20 protein-coding genes are annotated in these 17881 nt (G+C 59.7%); 10 read left to right on the forward strand and 10 right to left on the reverse strand.

Going from position 1 to position 17881, the window contains the following annotated elements; translation table 11 throughout:
- Positions 1-48: 48 nt before the first annotated feature.
- A complete protein-coding gene (locus tag ACR0AC_RS06560) occupies positions 49-336 on the reverse strand; it encodes a putative quinol monooxygenase (RefSeq protein ID WP_170450086.1) in 288 nt (95 codons plus the stop codon).
- Between the two features lie 124 nt (positions 337-460).
- On the opposite strand from ACR0AC_RS06560, the gene ACR0AC_RS06565 reads away from it, so the two are divergent.
- A complete protein-coding gene (locus ACR0AC_RS06565) occupies positions 461-799 on the forward strand; it encodes a winged helix-turn-helix transcriptional regulator (protein ID WP_480872483.1) in 339 nt (112 codons plus the stop codon).
- Here the strand turns inward: ACR0AC_RS06565 and ACR0AC_RS06570 are convergent.
- Together ACR0AC_RS06570 and ACR0AC_RS06575 are read right to left on the reverse strand one after the other, a co-directional pair.
- On the reverse strand, positions 780-1334 hold the full coding sequence (locus ACR0AC_RS06570) for a sugar O-acetyltransferase (RefSeq protein WP_480872485.1): 555 nt from the start codon (positions 1332-1334) through the stop codon (positions 780-782). The genes ACR0AC_RS06565 and ACR0AC_RS06570 overlap by 20 nt on opposite strands.
- Positions 1335-1343: 9 nt before the next feature.
- Positions 1344-2099, reverse strand: a complete 756-nt coding sequence (locus tag ACR0AC_RS06575) for an SDR family NAD(P)-dependent oxidoreductase (protein WP_480872487.1) — start codon at positions 2097-2099, stop codon at positions 1344-1346.
- Between the two features lie 282 nt (positions 2100-2381).
- On the opposite strand from ACR0AC_RS06575, the gene ACR0AC_RS06580 reads away from it, so the two are divergent.
- Positions 2382-3194, forward strand: coding sequence for a hypothetical protein (locus ACR0AC_RS06580; protein WP_480872489.1), 813 nt, complete (start codon positions 2382-2384; stop codon positions 3192-3194).
- A 109-nt stretch (positions 3195-3303) separates the two neighbouring features.
- Here ACR0AC_RS06580 and ACR0AC_RS06585 read toward each other — a convergent pair whose 3' ends face one another.
- The 3 genes from ACR0AC_RS06585 to ACR0AC_RS06595 form a co-directional block, all read right to left on the reverse strand.
- Positions 3304-4068 (reverse strand): DNA/RNA non-specific endonuclease, encoded by a 765-nt coding sequence (locus ACR0AC_RS06585; protein WP_170621941.1) that lies wholly within the window; start codon positions 4066-4068, stop codon positions 3304-3306.
- A gap of 119 nt (positions 4069-4187) precedes the next feature.
- Positions 4188-5441, reverse strand: coding sequence for a tyrosine--tRNA ligase (gene tyrS / locus ACR0AC_RS06590; protein WP_170450097.1), 1254 nt, complete (start codon positions 5439-5441; stop codon positions 4188-4190).
- An 87-nt stretch (positions 5442-5528) separates the two neighbouring features.
- Complete coding sequence (locus tag ACR0AC_RS06595; protein WP_170450099.1) at positions 5529-6821, reverse strand: MFS transporter; 1293 nt, start codon at positions 6819-6821, stop codon at positions 5529-5531.
- A gap of 252 nt (positions 6822-7073) precedes the next feature.
- Here ACR0AC_RS06595 and ACR0AC_RS06600 point away from each other — a divergent pair, with 252 nt between their 5' ends.
- The 3 genes from ACR0AC_RS06600 to ACR0AC_RS06610 all read left to right on the forward strand — a co-directional run bounded on the left by ACR0AC_RS06600 (position 7074) and on the right by ACR0AC_RS06610 (position 8990).
- Positions 7074-8147 (forward strand): anhydro-N-acetylmuramic acid kinase, encoded by a 1074-nt coding sequence (locus tag ACR0AC_RS06600; protein ID WP_480872844.1) that lies wholly within the window; start codon positions 7074-7076, stop codon positions 8145-8147.
- Between the two features lie 80 nt (positions 8148-8227).
- Positions 8228-8518, forward strand: a complete 291-nt coding sequence (locus tag ACR0AC_RS06605) for a hypothetical protein (RefSeq protein ID WP_480872492.1) — start codon at positions 8228-8230, stop codon at positions 8516-8518.
- 10 nt (positions 8519-8528) lie between these two features.
- Positions 8529-8990 (forward strand): hypothetical protein, encoded by a 462-nt coding sequence (locus tag ACR0AC_RS06610; RefSeq protein WP_170450102.1) that lies wholly within the window; start codon positions 8529-8531, stop codon positions 8988-8990.
- A 67-nt stretch (positions 8991-9057) separates the two neighbouring features.
- Here the strand turns inward: ACR0AC_RS06610 and ACR0AC_RS06615 are convergent, their stop codons facing one another.
- Together ACR0AC_RS06615 and ACR0AC_RS06620 are read right to left on the reverse strand one after the other, a co-directional pair.
- Complete coding sequence (locus ACR0AC_RS06615) at positions 9058-9948, reverse strand: fatty acid desaturase (RefSeq protein ID WP_480872494.1); 891 nt, start codon at positions 9946-9948, stop codon at positions 9058-9060.
- A 3-nt stretch (positions 9949-9951) separates the two neighbouring features.
- Positions 9952-10371 carry a cupin domain-containing protein gene (locus ACR0AC_RS06620; protein ID WP_480580844.1) on the reverse strand — a complete coding sequence of 140 codons (420 nt, stop codon included), beginning with the start codon at positions 10369-10371 and terminating at the stop codon, positions 9952-9954.
- Between the two features lie 85 nt (positions 10372-10456).
- On the opposite strand from ACR0AC_RS06620, the gene ACR0AC_RS06625 reads away from it, so the two are divergent.
- Complete coding sequence (locus ACR0AC_RS06625) at positions 10457-11875, forward strand: protein adenylyltransferase SelO (protein WP_480872496.1); 1419 nt, start codon at positions 10457-10459, stop codon at positions 11873-11875.
- Here the strand turns inward: ACR0AC_RS06625 and ACR0AC_RS06630 are convergent.
- On the reverse strand, positions 11851-12768 hold the full coding sequence (locus ACR0AC_RS06630) for an adenylate/guanylate cyclase domain-containing protein (RefSeq protein WP_170450110.1): 918 nt from the start codon (positions 12766-12768) through the stop codon (positions 11851-11853). The two genes, ACR0AC_RS06625 and ACR0AC_RS06630, sit on opposite strands and share 25 nt — an antisense overlap.
- A 188-nt stretch (positions 12769-12956) precedes the next feature.
- On the opposite strand from ACR0AC_RS06630, the gene ACR0AC_RS06635 reads away from it, so the two are divergent.
- From ACR0AC_RS06635 to eno, 4 genes are all read left to right on the forward strand, one after another.
- Positions 12957-13679 (forward strand): endonuclease/exonuclease/phosphatase family protein, encoded by a 723-nt coding sequence (locus tag ACR0AC_RS06635; RefSeq protein WP_480580848.1) that lies wholly within the window; start codon positions 12957-12959, stop codon positions 13677-13679.
- An 84-nt stretch (positions 13680-13763) separates the two neighbouring features.
- A complete protein-coding gene (locus ACR0AC_RS06640; RefSeq protein WP_170450112.1) occupies positions 13764-14177 on the forward strand; it encodes a Fur family transcriptional regulator in 414 nt (137 codons plus the stop codon).
- 137 nt (positions 14178-14314) lie between these two features.
- On the forward strand, positions 14315-15196 hold the full coding sequence (locus ACR0AC_RS06645) for a DMT family transporter (RefSeq protein ID WP_480626111.1): 882 nt from the start codon (positions 14315-14317) through the stop codon (positions 15194-15196).
- A 124-nt stretch (positions 15197-15320) separates the two neighbouring features.
- Complete coding sequence (gene eno / locus ACR0AC_RS06650; RefSeq protein ID WP_170450117.1) at positions 15321-16598, forward strand: phosphopyruvate hydratase; 1278 nt, start codon at positions 15321-15323, stop codon at positions 16596-16598.
- A gap of 51 nt (positions 16599-16649) precedes the next feature.
- On the opposite strand, the gene ACR0AC_RS06655 is transcribed toward eno, so the two are convergent.
- Positions 16650-17330 carry a hypothetical protein gene (locus ACR0AC_RS06655; protein ID WP_170450119.1) on the reverse strand — a complete coding sequence of 227 codons (681 nt, stop codon included), beginning with the start codon at positions 17328-17330 and terminating at the stop codon, positions 16650-16652.
- Between the last annotated feature and the right edge of the window lie 551 nt (positions 17331-17881).

Consider the following 17881-nt stretch of genomic DNA (forward strand, 5'->3'; position numbering starts at 1 on the left):
TCACAAAACCGGAGCCTGGCGACTGCTCCGGCTTTGCCGTGGATGGGATCAACCGATCCGTGTCATTTCGTTCAGCGTAAACTCGGCCACGGCCCCTTCGGTAGCCTCCATATACGCCGCGAGATGGGGCGCGTTCATATGCGTTTGCCACAGGTCACGGCTTTCCCAATTCTCATAAAACGCGAAAACACCGGGATTGGTTGTGTCCACATGCAGGTCGTATTGAATGCATCCGTCTTCGACACGGGTGATTGGGATCAGCTTTTCAAGCTCGGCGCGGACAAGGTCTTCCTTACCCGGATGGGCCGTGATTTGAGCGAGAATGGTCAGGGCCATGATGTCTCCTTACAGGGTTCAGTTGCGATGACCCGGGATATGTGACACGTATACAAAACACGCAAGTACGCACTATTTATGCAGGTAGGTACCTTTTGTATACTGTCAAAGGCAGGAGGCGGCGGTGGATCGATTTGAAAGATATGACTGCAGTGCAGGCTGCCCGGTTGAGGCCGGGTTGGAGCAGATATCGGGAAAATGGAAAGGGCTGGTAATCTATCATCTTCTTGGCGGCACCATGCGCTTTAACGCCTTGTCCCGTGCGCTGGGTACGGTGACCCAGCGCAGCCTGACCAAGCAATTGCGCGAGCTTGAGGCAGATGGAATCGTGCATCGAAAGGTATTTGCCGAGGTGCCGCCCCGAGTGGAGTACAGCCTGACTGAAAAGGGGCAAGCGCTGCGCCCTGTGATCGCGGCTTTGGCGGACTGGGGGCAGAACAGGGCTATCGGAGGGGTTGAATAGGCCGGGCGGGGTTGCCGACCACGGTTTCTTTGGCCGCGACATCTTTGGTGACGACACTGCCAGCGCCGATGGTTGCGTTGTCGCCGATGGTGATACCGGGCATCAGAATGGCACCGCCGCCGACCCAGACATTCCGCCCGATGGTCACGGGCAGGGCGATTTCCAGACCCTGGGCGCGCTCGGTTGGGTCTTTGGCGTGCTGAGCGCAATAGATCTGAACATGGGGGCCGAACATCGTGTCGTCACCGATCCGAACCGGCGCGGTGTCCAGAATCACGCATCCGGCGTTGAAATAGACCCGGTGTCCAAGGTGGATGTTCATCCCGTAAGCGCAGTGAAACGGTGCTTCGAGATAACACTCGGACCCAAGGTCCGCGAACAGCGTTTGCAATTCAGGAGCCAGCGCGCCGCGATCGTCTGGCGGGCAAGTGTTGTGCGCGTGAACTGCGCGGCGGGCTTGCGCCCGCAACGCGTCCAACTCAGGGTCCAGGCAGCAATACCACTGCCCGGCCTGCATCTTTTCACGCTCGGTCATTCGACAGACCTAGCGCATACGTAGCGCTCCGTCGATGCGGATGACTTCGCCGTTCAGATAGCCCATCTCGACAATGAAACCGGCAAGGCGGGCGTATTCATTGGGATCCCCCAGGCGAGCGGGGTTCGGAACGTCAGCCGCCAGTTGCTGCTGCACCTCTTCGGGCAGGCCCGCCAGCATCGGCGTCATGAAAATGCCCGGAGCGATAGCCATCACGCGGATACCGGTCGAGGCCAGATCGCGCGCCATGGGCAAGGTCATACCCACCACGCCGCCTTTTGACGCCGCATAGGCCGCCTGGCCCTTTTGCCCGTCGAATGCGGCAATTGAGGCGGTGTTGATGATCACACCGCGCGCGCCATCCGGCTCGGGTTCGTTTTTGGCCATTTCAACGGCGGCTAGTCGCGACACGTTAAAGGTGCCGACCAGATTGATGTCGATGGTGCGCTGAAAGGCGTCCAGCGGGTGCGGGCCATCGCGGCCCACGGTTTTGATCCCGTATGCGATGCCGGCACAGTTCACCGTGGCCGTGATCCGACCCATTTTGCTTGCTGCGGTGGCAACAGCAGCCGCGACCGAGCTTTGGTCGGTGACATCGGTTTGTGCAAAATGGCCGCCGATCTCATTGGCCACCTGCGCGCCGCGGTCTTCATCCCGGTCCAGAATCGTGACTTGTGCACCGTGTTGCGCGAAATGGCGGGCAGTGGCCTCGCCAAGACCCGACGCGCCTCCGGTGACGAGTGCGGCTGTGTTCGACAGGTTCATGCGGATGCCTCCCAGATTTATGAACGTATGTTCAATAAGCGGCTTGGGTCGGGTGTGTCCAGATGTTTGGCCAAAGACCAAGCGTCATTTGCATCCGACGTGGGTGACGCAAGGTTAACAAATCTTCAGCCAGCGTTCATCCGGACCTCACGAGACGTCTCCATCTCGTGATCGAATAGCCTGACATGGTCAGGTGTTTCTATGTCAGGAGGTACCGACATGTTAACGAGTACGAAGCACAAATTGGGTGCGTTTGCGATTGCACCATTTGTTGGAGTTTTGATGGCCAGCAGCGCCGCGGCCGCGCCCGAGGTTTGCGATTGGCGCACCGCACGGACGGCGGCGAATAGCGGCGATTATGCTGCGCTGTGTGACTGCACGCAGGTCACGCCAAGCTTTCTGAAGCAGCTACAGCGGCGCGCGGATTTTGAGAAGACGTTGCAAAATACGGGCGCAATGTGCCCCGGTCTGGCGGCGTTGCTGACGGATCTGCCGACGGCGTCGATTTCGGACGCAGGTAGCACACGGGGCGAAGACCGCAGTTCGGATCGGGTCGCACAAGGCCCGACGGGTGGTGGAAACGATGGCGGCAATACCGGCGGCGGAGGTCAGGGCCCGGGTAATGGTGGCGGCAACGGCGGAAACGATGGCCCCGGCAACGGTGGTGGTGACAACCCTGGCAACGGTGGTGGTGACGGTCCCGCCGACGGTGGCGGCGATAACCCCGGCAATGGTGGTGGTGACAACCCCGGCAATGGCGGCGGTGACAACCCTGAAAACGGTGGTGGTGACAACCCCGGCAATGGTGGCGGTGAAGGCCCCGGCAAAGGCGGTGGTAAAGGTGGCGGCAAGGGCGGCGACGGCAAAGGTGGCGGCAAAGGCGGCGACGGTAAAGGTGGCGGCAAGGGCGGCGGCAAAGGCGGCGACGGCCCCGGAAACGGCAACGGGAATGCAGGCAACCCCGGTAACGGCGGCGGTAACAACAACGGTTCCGGACCAGGTACCGGCAATAACGGCAACAACAATGGCCAGGGCAACGGTTCCGGACACGGCAAAGGCGGCGACGGAAAAGGTGGCGGCAAAGGCAAAAAGTGACCCGGCACGCTTGAACAATCATCGGCCACTTTCGGGTGGCCGAGTTTTTGTTGGCGCCAGATCATCCCTAACGCCCGGTCATCGTCAATTCACAAAAAAGACCAGTCGATCAAAGATCCAACGGTATGCTGAACGGTCTTATCCCGGCCGCAACTGGCATCTTCTTGACAACCGAAGGGGGGAGTTTTGTCCTGGGGATACGTTCGGTCGGCTTGCCGTCTCGGAAGAAACTGTCAAACCGCCAGCTGGCCTGCAGGGTCTTTGGTAGCTTGCTTAGCATTCGCGCGGTCTCTTTGGACGCACCGCTACCCCACCACGGCTTCATCGCGCCCTTGCATTTTGCGTGAAACCGAACCCGCACGCGGTAGCCGGTGACTTTTTCTTCCTTTTTCACATCCTCAAGCAATTTGATCAGCTTGGATTCGAACTTGCTGTAGTAAGTTGAATTTGAACTTGCCGACATCGGCGTCAGGTTCACGTTGGTTCCCGGGCCGCCCAGTTTTTCGCTGAGGATATGACCTTTGACATAGGTCTGGGCCTGCAGCTCGGAATAGTCGGCCAACATATGAATTTCGCTAAGCGCCAGTAGTTCTAGGATTTTTTCGACCGATTTGGCTTTGGCCAGCTTCTGCAGTGTCGTCTTGTTCGCAAGCGCCTTTTGAACCGCCGATAGGTCAATCAAATCCTTGACGTCCCAGCGAGAGTTAAAGCGTTCGACGATGTTGCAGTGACCCGAAGCGGGCGGGCTGCCTTTCAGCTTCAAACTGTCTGTCGTCAAAACACAGGTGACTTCATCCGCTCCGGTCGAGAATTTCTCGCCTTCGAAGACAACATCGCTTCTTTTGGTGGATTTGAAAATATTCTGAACAACCATGACACAACAATCTGCGAAACCAAAACCCCGAACAGGTTAGCACAGAATGCATCACGGCAAAGAAGCCGAGTTCACAGAAGGCCCCCGAGCACGCCCTTACGCGCTCAGGGTCAATCGGTTTAGCCCAGTTGCACCAGCGCGTGCCGTTTCTTGCCCGCGCTTAGTTTGATGGGTGAGGACAAGGCACCCGCATCGATCATCAGCCCCGCATCTGTCAGCGGCGCGTCGTCCAATTTGGCCCCGTTTTCGGCAATCAGGCGCTTGGCCTCTTTGCCGGATTTGGCCAGACCGGATTTCACGATCAATTGCACGATCGACATGCCGTCGCCCAGCTCAGCGGCGCTGAGGGTCAGGGTCGGCAGGTCGTCGCCCACGCCGCCTTTTTCGAACACCTCGCGCGCAGTAGCTTCGGCGGTTGCCGCGGCCTGCGCACCGTGGGCAAGCGTGGTCACTTCGTTGGCGAGGCGGATCTTGGCCTCATTGATCTCGGACCCTTGCAGCGCGCCCAGCCGATCACACTCATCCACCGGCATTTCGGTGTAGAGCTTCAGGAACCGCCCCACGTCCGCATCGGTGGTGTTGCGCCAGAACTGCCAGAACTCATAGGGCGAGCGCATGTCGGCGTTCAGCCAGACTGCACCGTCCTGGGATTTGCCCATTTTCTTGCCGTCGCTGGTGGTCAGCAGGGGCGAGGTCAGGCCGTAAATCTCGTGATCCAGCACCCGGCGGGTCAGGTCGATGCCGTTGACGATGTTGCCCCACTGGTCCGAGCCACCCATTTGCAGAACGCAGCCGTAACGGCGGTTCAGTTCAAGGAAGTCATAGGCCTGCAGGATCATGTAGTTGAATTCGAGGAAGCTGAGCGACTGCTCGCGATCCAGCCGCGATTTCACCGATTCAAAGCTCAGCATCCGATTGACCGAGAAATGCCGCCCGATATCGCGCAGGAAATCAAGGTAGTTCAGGCCATCCAGCCACTCGGCATTGTTCAGCATCAGTGCCTTGTTCTCGGCGTCGCTGTCATAGTCGATATAGGCGGAGAATACCTTTTTGATGCCCGCGATGTTCTCATTGATCTGCTCGGGCCCCAGCAGGGGGCGTTCGTCCGCACGAAACGACGGGTCGCCCACCTTGGTGGTGCCGCCGCCCATCAGAGTGATCGGCTGGTGTCCGGTCTTCTGGAACCAGCGCAGCATCATGATCTGGATCAGGCTGCCCACATGCAACGACTTGGCCGTTGCATCAAAGCCGATATAAGCCGGTTTGCACCCACTGATCAGCGCCTCATCAAGGCCCTGATAATCGGTGCAATCGGCCAGAAAGCCGCGCTCGATCATCGTGGCGATGAAATCCGATTTGGGGTGGTAGGTCATATCGTGCCCTCGGGGTTACTATTGCGGGGCACTGTATAGGCGGCAGGATGGGTAAGGGAAAGGCACCATTTTGCAAGAATTGGCAGCCTAATGCGCGGCAGTCTCAGCACCGGTTCCGGTGGCGGGCAATCGAAAGGCATAGAGCATCGCGACCACGTTCAAAATGGCCAGCGCGATGATCGGCGTCACCGGGTCGTGCAGATGCGCCACGGCACCCAGAACGGCGGCAAAGGCGATGCCGACCAGACCGGCTGTCACATCGCCCAGGGCGACCAGATAGGACCGCTCTTGTTCTTGCGTCATCTCGATCACGTAGAGGTAGCGCCCATAGATCACTCCGTTGCCGCCAAGGGACAGAAGCAGGATGACCGCGGCATAGATCCACACATTACTGGCATGGCCGGTCATGGTGAACACCAGCGCCATGACTGCCGACAGCGCCGAGGTCAGACAGCCCAGCCACATCACATGCTTTACCGACACCCGACCGCTGAGCCACCCCCACAGAATGGATCCGATCACGATCCCTGCGCTGGCACCGATCACAAAATAGCTGAGCGAGTGTTCGGTGCCGATATGGTAGGTGGCTGCGTGAATTGTGTAAAACGGCATCGCTAGCTCGACCGAGATGAACAGAACACGGGCCAACAGGAACTTGCGATACCACGGGTAGGCCATCCCGGTCCTGAAGCCTGTTGCAAGTTCGGCCAGGGGTTTCGGTTTCTCGACGCGTTTCGGCGGGCGCTTGATCTCTTCCTCGAACAGTCGCACCCCGGCAAAGCTGATCCCGGCGGCGAACATGGCAACCACGCCGCACCACATCACCACGATATGCCGCTGCATCGGCTGATCCGAAGCCAGCAGATCCTTGGTCACCCAAACCACGATGATGGCCAGCACACCGGATATGGTCGCCTGTGCAAACACCATGCGGTTGCGTTTCGACTCAGGGACTGAGGTGCCGTATATCTGGCTGGTGCCAAGGCTGTTGATACCCTGACACAAGCCCATGATGATGGCGGTCAGCAGGAACAGCAAAACCACCATCACCTGTGTCAGGTTGGTGGCGAACAGGGCGACAACTGCCAGAATGGCCCCCGTCAGGATGTTGGGCACATAGACGGCAAGCTTTGCGCGCGTCACGTGGTTGACGAAAGGCGAGACGAAGATTTCCGCAATCAACCGCGCCCCTGTCACGAAAGGCAGCAGCAGGCCCGCCACAAAGGTTGGTGCCCCAAGGGCCAGGTACAGGAACGGCAGCACCAGACGCGGGTTCACCAATTGCCCGCCAATCGTAGCCAGCGCGCCGGACCAGAAGATCAACTGGTAGTTCCGGCTCTCAACCGCTTTTGCGTCTTTTGGCGTTTGCGCCTCGGTCATTCCCGCCCCGTTATTCGAAGATGCCCAGCAATGCTGGCGCAGAAGCGGGAATTGCGCAACGGGTTCGGTCGGGCCGAGTGTGGGCCTGCGGTCGCGCCTGCCCAAAAACGCGGCTTCTGTTTCTATTCGTCTTGCTTTGGCCCGGGAATGGCGGGCAGTGTCGAACCCGCAAGGGTAGAAAAAGAACGAGCAGGAGAATGACAGGTGCGCCCGGCCATTAAGACAAACAAGCCGATCCGAGCCCTTGGCACGATGTCCGGCACCTCGATGGATGGGGTGGACGCGGCGGTGGTGGAAACCGATGGCCACCGCATCTATGGTTTCGGCGAAAGCGGATACCGCCCCTATTCCGAAGAAGAGCGTCAGATCCTGCGCGCGGCGTTGGGACAATGGCACGGCTCAGATGTCGATGCGGCGGCTGAACTGGTGACCATCGCCCATGCCGAAGCGTTGTCGGAATTCGACAATATCGACCTGATCGGCGTGCACGGTCAGACCCTTGCGCATGAGCCACGTGGGCGTGGCACATTGCAGGTTGGCGATGGCAAAGGTCTGGCGCAGGCGCTGGGCGTGCCTGTGGTCTGGGATTTCCGCAGCGACGATGTCGCCATGGGGGGTGAGGGCGCGCCGTTGGCCCCGTTCTTTCACTTTGCCTGCGCCAAATGGATCGGGGCTGATGCGCCCCTGTGTTTCCTCAATCTTGGGGGGGTCGGCAACCTGACCTATGTGGACCCAAGCTTTGACGGGCCCGAACAACCCGGTGCCCTGCTGGCGTTTGACACCGGGCCGGCGAATGCGCCGGTGGATGATTTGATGCAGGCGCGTTTGGGTCAACCGATGGACCGGGATGGCGCGGTTGCGCGCGAGGGCACCGTTGAGATGGGCGCGCTGGAACTGTTTCTGGCCGAGCCGTTCTTTACCAAGATGCCACCGAAGTCTTTAGACCGGAACGATTTTGCCGAGATGATCGGGCTGGTTCAGGAACTCAGCGACGCGGATGCGGTGGCGACCCTGACGGGGATGTGCGCAGCAGGGGTTGCGCAGGGGATCGGGTATTGTCTGAAACCTCCGTCCCGCGTTCTGGTTACTGGTGGCGGGCGGCGCAACCCGGTGTTGATGGAGATGCTGCGGGTCTCGCTCGATTGCCCGGTCGAACCGGTCGAGGCCGTGGGTCTGGACGGTGACATGCTGGAAGCGCAGGCATTTGCCTATCTCGCCGTACGTGTGGCGCGCGGGTTGCCGACCTCGTGCCCCGGCACCACCGGTGTGCAGGCGCTGGTGGGGGGCGGTGTTGTCAGTTCGGTCTCGATGAATCGGGCCGGGTGAGGCGGAACCGGAAAACAGTTCAAAAAAACGACTCATTGTGCGACGGTTGCGCGACACCCATGCAATGAGGGCCAGAGAGTATGGCAACCAAAGCCGAGCTTGAATCCGAGTTGGAAGCGCTACGCAGCCGCAATGCCGAGTTGGAGGCGATGGGCGGTGCGGCTTCGACCCCCGAGGATCAGACCGAGCCGGTCAAAACCTCGGATGAGATTCGAAAGCTGCTGGAAGAGCACGGGATCGATCTGGGCAAAGCGCAGTCATTGGGAGAGGACGTGGTCGAGGAATTCGGCCGCCTACAGAAGGATTATCCGATCACTGCCCTGCTGATTGCGTTTTCGCTGGGCTACGTGGTTGGGCGGGTAAAGGGGTAGGAGCAACGTTATGAGCAGGCTGAGCAGAAATCTGGTCACGATCTACCGAACCGAACGCCTGATCGCGCGCCGCCGTCTGGCCGTTATGCAGCAGCAGACCATTTTGATGGTATTGGCCGGGATTGCCGCCATGTTGGCGCTCGTTCTGCTGAACGTCGCGCTGTTCTTTGCGCTTCGAAGCACGATGTCGCCTGCCGCCGCCGCCGCGCTGCTGTCCTTTGGCAATCTTGTATTGGCCGGGCTCCTTGTGCTGATTGCACGGCGCAGCAATGCCGAAGATGAGGTCGCACCAGCCGTTGAGCTGCGTGATATGGCAATTGCGGATATCGAGGATGAGCTTGAGGATATGGCGACCGAGGCACGCGAAGTGGTGCGTGCGGTCAAAGGCATTGGGGCGAATCCACTGGGGTCTCTGACGGCGGTTTTGGTGCCATTGATCAATATGCTGATCAAAAGCCGGACCGAGAAATAGGGGGCGCTGCCCCCGTCGCGCAGGCGCGACTCCCCCGAGGTATTTTTGGCCAGATGAAGAACGGATCCTAGGAGTTGAGCGTACGGGCGTAATCTTTGGTGAAGCCTGAATAGCCGTCGGATGTGGATTTCAGGTGGGTCCGGGTCCAGTCGTGGAATGCGGGTAGCTGGTGGAAGGGCACGTTCGGAAAGGCATGATGTTCGGCGTGGTAGGGCATGTTCCAGGCCAGAAACCGTATGATCCGGTTGGTGAAGGTGGTGCGCGAGTTTTCCAGCATATTGGCGACCGGTGGGCAGAGGCCGTGTTCGGCCAGAAGGTAAAGGCGCAGCGCGGGCTGGGCGATCAGGACGGGGATGATCCAAAGCCAGAGCAGGAGCGGGGAGAAAAGCAGGCTGAGCAGGCCCAATGCGTAGAGCACGAGCAAAATGCGGGCTTCGGTTCGGATGGCTCGATGCTGTCGCGCGGGCAGGTAGGGGGCGTCGATCTGTCCGAAGGCGTTTTGAGCCAACACTTTGCCCATGCCGGACCAGTAAGGTGCACCGCTGAGGTAGAGTGCAAGACTGCGCCAGCTGTCAGGGCGCGGTTTTCCGCCAAGTTCGGGGTCTTTGTCCGGGTGGTTGGTCCATTTGTGGTGGGCCAAATGGAAATACCTAAACCATGTGAAGGACAGAGCGATCGGTACCGAGACCAAGTGGCCGACCGCATCGTTGATCCACCCGGTTTTGAACGGTGTCTTGTGGGTGCATTCGTGGCTGAGCGTGAACAGAAAGACCAGCAGGACGCCTTGCGGGACCATAAGGACCGGCCAGAGCGGAATTTGCGTGGCGATACCGATGCTACAAACGGCCAAAAGCGCGAAATAGACCGCCAGATGTTTCAATCCTGCCGCGTCGGACCGGCGTTGCAGCTTGTCCTTGGTCTCGGCCGGAATTGAGGCGATGAGGGCGCGGTGGTCCATGGATTATGCCCTCGGAATGTCAAAACCGGGTGGGGCCAGATCGAAGCCATCGAACTCGAACCCCGGCGAGACGGTGCAACTGACCAGAGTGTAATCGCCGGTGCTGCGCGCGGCTTGCCAGTGGCCTTCGGGCACGATCAGTTGCGGGGCTCCTGCGTTCAGATCGGGGGTCAGAAGGTGATCGGTCGCAGGGCCCTGATCACTTTCGCTGAGCGACAGCACCAGTGGCGCGCCGGAGTGATAGAGCCATATCTCGGTCGCATCGACGCGGTGCCAATGGCTGCTCTCACCTTCTTGCAGCAGGAAGTAGATGCAGGTGCCCGTTGCGCGGCCCGCGTTATCAGCGCGCCAGGTTTCCTTGAACCAACCACCTTCCGGGTGGCGTTGCAGGTTCAGGTGGTCGATGATCTCTTGTGCGGTCATAGTATCCTCGGGGGTTTGAGGTGATTATGCACGGGTGCAAGTGATCCGCTATGGCAATTGTCGGTTCAGGTCATATGTTTGGCGCATGACCCTGACGATCCCGTTCGATAATTCTTATGCCCGCCTGCCGGATACGTTTTTTGCGCGGCAGGCACCGGTTCCGGTAAGTGCCCCTCGGTTGATTGCGTTCAACACCGATCTGGCCCGGTTGCTGCAGATCTCACCCGGGGATGTGCAGGAAATGGCCGAGGCTTTTGCAGGCAACAGCCTGCCAGACGGGGCCGAGCCTTTGGCACAGCTTTATTCCGGGCATCAGTTCGGCACTTACAACCCGCAACTGGGCGACGGGCGTGCGGTTTTACTGGGTGAGACCATCGGGGCCGATGGGGTGCGGCGGGATATTCAGTTGAAAGGCTCAGGTCCCACGCCGTTTTCCCGACGGGGTGACGGGCGCGCGTGGTTGGGGCCGGTATTGCGCGAATATGTCGTGTCCGAGGCGATGCACGCGCTGGGCGTGCCGACCACACGCGCGCTGGCCGCGGTCGAGACGGGCGAGCAGGTGTTTCGCGAAACCCCACTGCCGGGAGCCGTTCTGACGCGCGTGGCGCGCAGCCATTTGCGCGTGGGGACGTTTCAGGTCTTCGCGGCGCGGGGGCAGTTCGACAGTTTGCGACGCCTGACGGAATACGCCATCGAGCGCCACTATCACGAGGCCGATGGGCCGATGGGCTTGTTGCGCGCGGTGCGCGATGTGCAGGCGCGGCTGATTGCGCATTGGATGAGCGTCGGGTTCATCCATGGGGTGATGAACACCGACAATTGCTCGATTGCCGGGGAAACCATCGATTACGGGCCCTGTGCGTTCATGGACACCTATCACCCGAACACGGTGTTCAGTTCGATTGACCGGATGGGGCGCTATGCCTATTCCAACCAGCCCGACATAGCTGTGTGGAATCTTGCGCAGCTGGCGACCGCTCTGATCCAGCAGATGGAGGACAAAGAGGCCGCGGTGGAAGAGGCGACCGAGATTGTCCATGCGATGCCCGAGCAGATTCAGGATCATTGGCTGACCCGCTTTCGCGCCAAGATCGGGATTTCAAGCGCCGAAGCTGGGGATCTGGAGTTGATTTCCGATCTGCTAAAACGCATGGCCGAACAACAGGCGGATTTCACCAACACGTTCCGCGCGCTCAGCGGTCAGGCGGCGCGGGATCAATTCACCGACCCGCAGGCCTTTGACAGTTGGGCCGAGGGCTGGACCGCGCGGTTGCAGCGCGAGCCGGAGCCGCAAACGGTCATGAACGCGGCAAACCCCGCCTTCATTCCACGCAATCATCGGATCGAGCAGATGATCGAAGCGGCGGTGCAGGGGGATTACACTTTGTTCCAGCGTCTCGATACGGTGTTGTCGCGGCCCTATGACGACCAGCCGGATGAGGCCGACCTGACGCGCCCACCGACGCAAGGCGAGGTGGTTCACGCCACGTTCTGCGGCACCTGATTGCGGCCCAGCAGTTCGAACTGCAAACAGGTCTCGGACATTTCGATGGGCAGGGTCGGAGAAATCAGGCCGCTATCGGCCAGCATGACGGATTCGCGTTTTAGCTGGATTTCACGCCCCGACTCGGATTTCACATAGGTGCCCGACGTGCTGCGATCGGTCAGGATCAGTTTGCCCGCCTTCATTGCAAGCACGGCGTGAAGGCGCGAAATCCAGGGTTGCGACAGAACCACATGGCAATCCGGAGAGCGGCCGATATTGAACTCGCCATTGCCCAGACACCGCCAGACCCGGTCTTCATGGCGCAGGATCAGCGTCAGCCCTTCGCGCGGCTGCCAGTTTTCCTCGGACCGGCCAAAGTTCTGGGGCAGCCTTGTCTGCATGATCGAATCCGAGTCCGGATGGATCAGTGAATAAGCAGTCTGCGGCTCGTTAAGGCCCTTTAGGCTCAGCTGGCCCAAGGGGATCAGAGTTTGCCGCAATTCATTTGGCAGCAACACCGCAACGCCCTGACTGAAACAGGCCTCACCCGGATTGGCTGCAGTCGCAAACCGGGCGGTGACGTTGACGGCCTCGCCGTATATCCCGCGCTGGCCGATCACGATGGGGCCGCAATGCACACCGATATGTACGGACAGAGGCGTGTGGGTCGAAGGTTCAATCAGCTTGAGCGCGGCCTGGTACGCGGCGCTTGGGTCTTCGAAATAGCTGAGAACATCGTCGCCCTTCTGCCCAACCGGTACGCCGCCGAACTCCAGCAGAACCGAGCGAAGCCGGTCGATCTCAAGCTGGATCAGTCGCTGGGCCTCATCATCGCCTACAGCTTTGTAAAGCGGCGTGCTGCCCACGATATCGGCAATGATCATCGTGGCGAATGTGGATTCAACGTCCAATAGCGCGGTTCCTTTTTGCGGCAGTTTAACCCCGCAGAATTTTGTGTACACTGACTTAATCTAATAATCTTAGACCATTGAATATACGCCCCCGGTATTGCAAGTCGCAAGACGCGCAGAACACCACAAATGCGGGTTAATCCCGGTCGTTTTGTGACAATCTCGGGGCGGGGCGCTTGTCGGGGGCAGTGAACATCAAAAACGACTTCCAAAAACCACCGACCCTGCGCCTTGCCAGCTACAACATTCAGAAATGTGTCGGGCTGGATTTTCGGCGTCAACCGCAGCGGATCATGCAGGTTCTGAACGGCATGCAGGCCGATATTGTCGTTCTGCAAGAGGCGGATAAGCGCTTGCCGCCGCGCCCGGCCGCTTTGCCGCATTTCATGCTGGATGAGGCCGGATGGCAGATCGTCGATCTGGGCGGGGCCGGCAGTCTGGGCTGGCATGGCAATGCTGTGATCTGGCGCGGGGATCAGATCTCGGTCCGTCAGACCGGCCACCACGACCTGCCGGGGTTTGAGCCGCGTGGCGCTGTACGGGTCGAGTTTGATACGCAGATCGGACCGCTGCGTGTGATGGGAATGCATCTGGGGCTGCTGCCCGCATCCAGGCGGCAACAGATCACGCATATCCGGCGCTTCGACGACGATCTGGACCAGATGCCCACTGTCTGGGCCGGGGATTTCAACGAATGGTCGCGCCAGCCTGTGCTGGACACATTGGCGCCCGAGATGCGGTTTCTACCACCTGTGGCCAGCTTTCCGGCGGCGCAACCGTTGGGCGCGTTGGATCGGATTGCGCTGGGGCAGGGGATCGAGGCGCTGAACCACGGCGCACATCTGGACCGGCCCGCCCATATCGCCTCGGACCATCTGCCGATCTGGGCGGATTTGCAGCGCGCCGGATGATCTGCGCCTTGGGCGTCGAATCCCTGTGGCGCTGGGCGCTGAGACGGTTTAAGACAGCACCCCAAGTAACTTCTGAGGGGCAGCATGTCCGACACGATCATCGCGCGGTGCGAGGCCAAGGGCCTGCGCATGACTGGCCAGCGGCGCACCATTGCGCAGGTGCTTGAGCAGAGCGCAGACCACCCCGATGTCGAGGAACTGTATGCACGCGCCTCGGCCATCGATGCGGGGATATCGATTGCCACGGTCTATCGCACGGTAAAGCTGTTTGAAGAGGCCGGGATACTCGACCGTCTGGAATTCGGCGACGGGCGCGCCCGCTACGAGGATGCCGAGCGCGACCACCACGACCATCTGATCGATATGCAGTCGGGTGAGGTGATCGAATTCGTCGACCCCGAAATCGAGGCGCTGCAGGAAAAGATCGCTGCGAAACTGGGCTACAAGCTCAAAGGCCACCGGTTGGAACTGTACGGCGTTCCGCTGGACAAAGACTGACTCATCACCAATCGCGAAGGTCAGCCGCACGGGATATCATATATTCCGGGCGGTTAAGGCTTGTCTGAACGGGCGTCTTACGATTTGGGTGAGTCAAAGAGCGGTAATTCGGGCCGCTGGTTTCAACGGATGTGATCATGAACAACGTGCACGGCATTTTGCTGGTCGTCGGCGCGATGGCGGCGTTCTCGCTTGAGGATATGTTCATCAAGCACATGTCGGCGACGGTACCGACCGGTCAGATCATGGTAATGCTGGGTCTGGCCTGTGCGGTGCTGTTTGCCCTGATGGCTGTGGCAACACGCAAACGCATCTTCAACACAGAAGCATGGCAACCCCTGCCGCTGATCCGCGCGGCGTGCGAAGGGGTTGGGGCCGTGGCTTTCCTGACCGCGCTGTCCCTGGTTGATCTGTCGACCGTGGCGGCTGTGTTTCAGGCGATGCCTTTGGCGGTGACGATGGGCGCGGCACTGTTTCTGGGCGAACAGGTCGGCTGGCGACGGTGGAGCGCTATCGGTCTGGGTTTCATCGGTGTCCTGATGATCATTCGGCCCGGATTGGACGGGTTTCAGCCGGAAACACTGTTCGTCGTGCTCAGCGTCATTGCCATCGCTGCGCGAGACCTGATCACGCGGCGGCTGGACGCGCGGATTGCCTCATCCGTCGTGGCCTTGCAGGCCTATGTCGCGGTGGCATTGGCCGGGCTGACCCTGATGGTTCTGAACGCGCAGCCGGTGGCCCCGATGGGGTCGGCACAAATCTGGCCGTTTGTCGGGGCGGTCGGCTTTGGCGTTCTGGCCTATTACAGCATCGTCACCGCAATGCGGATCGGCGAAGCCTCGGCCCTGACACCGTTTCGTTATACCCGCCTGATCTTCTCGATTGCGGCAGGGATGCTCATGTTCGGCGAGCGCCCGGATACGATGACGCTGGCCGGTGCCACGCTGATCATCGGATCGGGCATGTATACATTCATCCGTGAACGCAGGCTGGCGCGCGCATTGGCTGTCGCCGCCTGACGGATCGTCGCAGGTTGGCGCAAACATTTGCCCAGAGTCGTGTTAGCGATAACATGAACGGTTTACTTTTTGCCCTGTGATGCTAAGAGGCGTGCAACTGAACGCAGCCACAGGGACGGGCCTCATGAGCACCATCATCGACATCCACGCACGCGAAATTCTGGACAGCCGGGGCAATCCGACCGTTGAGGTGGACGTGATTCTGGAAGACGGCACCATGGGCCGCGCTGCCGTGCCTTCGGGCGCATCGACCGGCGCCTACGAGGCAGTGGAAAAGCGCGACGGTGACAAGGCGCGTTACATGGGCAAAGGCGTGCTGGAAGCTGTCGCCGCGGTGAACGGTGAGATTGCCGAAGAACTGGTTGGCTTTGACGCCACCGAACAGGTCGCCATCGATCAGGCCATGATCGAACTGGACGGGACCGACAACAAAGGCCGTCTGGGGGCCAACGCCATTCTGGGTGTCTCGCTTGCAACCGCCAAGGCGGCGGCAGATTTCACCACGCAGCCTTTGTACCGCTATGTCGGCGGCACCTCGGCCCGCGTGCTGCCGGTGCCGATGATGAACATCATCAACGGCGGTGAACACGCCGACAACCCTATCGACATTCAGGAATTCATGATCATGCCGACCTCGGCCGCGAATATCCGCGAAGCCGTGCGCATGGGGTCCGAAGTGTTCCACACGCTGAAGAAAGAACTGTCTGCCGCTGGTCTGGCGACTGGTGTGGGCGACGAGGGTGGGTTCGCGCCCAACATCGCATCGACCCGCGAGGCGCTGGATTTCATCCTGAAGTCCATCGAAAAGGCAGGCTACAAACCGGGCGAGGAAATCCACCTGGCGCTGGATTGTGCGGCGACCGAGTATTTCAAAGACGGCAAGTATGTTCTGGCGGGCGAGGGGATCTCGCTGTCATCCGAGGAAAACGCGGCCTATCTGGCGGCGCTGGTCAATGACTACCCGATTATCTCCATCGAGGACGGCATGTCCGAGGATGACTGGGACGGCTGGAAAGCCCTGACCGACGCCATCGGCGACAAGGTGCAGCTGGTGGGCGACGACCTGTTCGTGACCAACCCCGCGCGTCTGGCCGAAGGGATCGAGCGTGGTTGCGCGAACTCGATGCTGGTCAAGGTGAACCAGATCGGCTCGCTGACCGAAACCCTGCGCGCCGTCGATATGGCCCACCGCGCACGCTATACCAACGTGATGTCGCACCGCTCGGGCGAGACCGAGGACGCCACCATTGCCGATCTGGCCGTGGCGACCAATTGCGGCCAGATCAAAACCGGCTCGCTGGCGCGGTCGGACCGGCTGGCCAAATACAACCAGCTGATCCGCATCGAGGAATCGCTGGGTGAGGTCGCGGAATACGCAGGCGCGTCGATCCTGAAACGCTGAACGAACAAGGTTGACCCCGTGGCGGCGCACACCGCGACGGGGTCGGCCACATTACTGTCGGCTGATCGGAACGAAGCTGACGACCAGCCCTGTTCCCGTCACACCCGCCGAGTTTTCCTTGCTGAGTTCGGCAACCAGCTCGGGTTCCAGCACTTCAAGGGCCGCCGACAAGTCGCCTGACGCGTTCGAGGTCGACTTGCGCGCAAAGACGATGTCCCCGGAAATCACCGACTGAATCTGATAGGCCGCCCAGTCAAACTGTCCGACATTTTCCCGCCAGCCACTGCATTTGGGCCCGTCGCCCTGTTCATTGAACAACCGGGATGCGTCCTGCAGTGTCACGGATGACTTCCTGGCATTGGTCAGCTTGTAGGAATAGTAGCGATCAATACCGCCATTCAGCCCGGCCGAGGCGAATTTGGTTTCTATCCCACCCAACTCACCGGACGCTTCGAGCTTTTTCAAAAGGTCGATATCAGCGACGCGCTGGTCCGCTTCAAGCGTCACATCGGACAAAGGCAAGTCAAAGAAACACAGGCTTTCCAGGTTTGCAGGGCGGGTCAGGTCGTTGGTGGGGTTTTCGCGAACGTAGTACAAAGATCCGACACGGATACCTTCACGCGGGGGTTTCAGTTCACGACCGCCGGTTTCATCTGCGATAGGAACGGTTTCGCCGCATCCTACCAAGGCCGCCAGGCACAGCGCCGTAAGAGAAAAATAGACTGATTTCATATTAACTTACCTCTTAATCTAAATGCGGATACAGGACACCAAAGCGAGATTCGTTCCAAGTCTTACTTTGGCTTCCCCAAAAACCGCATGGATGGCTTCAGCCTTTGCTGCCGTGCGAACCCAAATGGAGGATGTGCACGCGCAAATGTGGGCATGACATCATCAAAAGCGCACCGAGCTGCCGAAGCGCATGCACAACAGCTTATCAGGGCTGCCTGCTAAAATCCAAATTTCAGGTGAAACCGACAGCTCCGGTTGGGTGGGAACGAGGTGGAGACAAAGAACCTTGGCAAGTGAAAAACATCTGATTTTTCACCATTTTGATGCGAAAAAACTGACAATAACATGCTCATATGTGAACTTGTTCCTATATGAGGTACAATATTCGCGGTAATCCTTAACATATTACAGAAAGGGGGACGCGATGTCTGCTTCAAGATTCCTTCTTATTCTTTCAGTGATTTCTGCTGGCGTTCTATCTGCCTGCACCGAGCCCGGAACCTATCCGATTACGGGGGCAGAGATCTCTCAGGACGACCCGGTTCAAGAGA

The sequence above is a fragment of the Ruegeria sp. H7 genome, assembly GCF_056532945.1.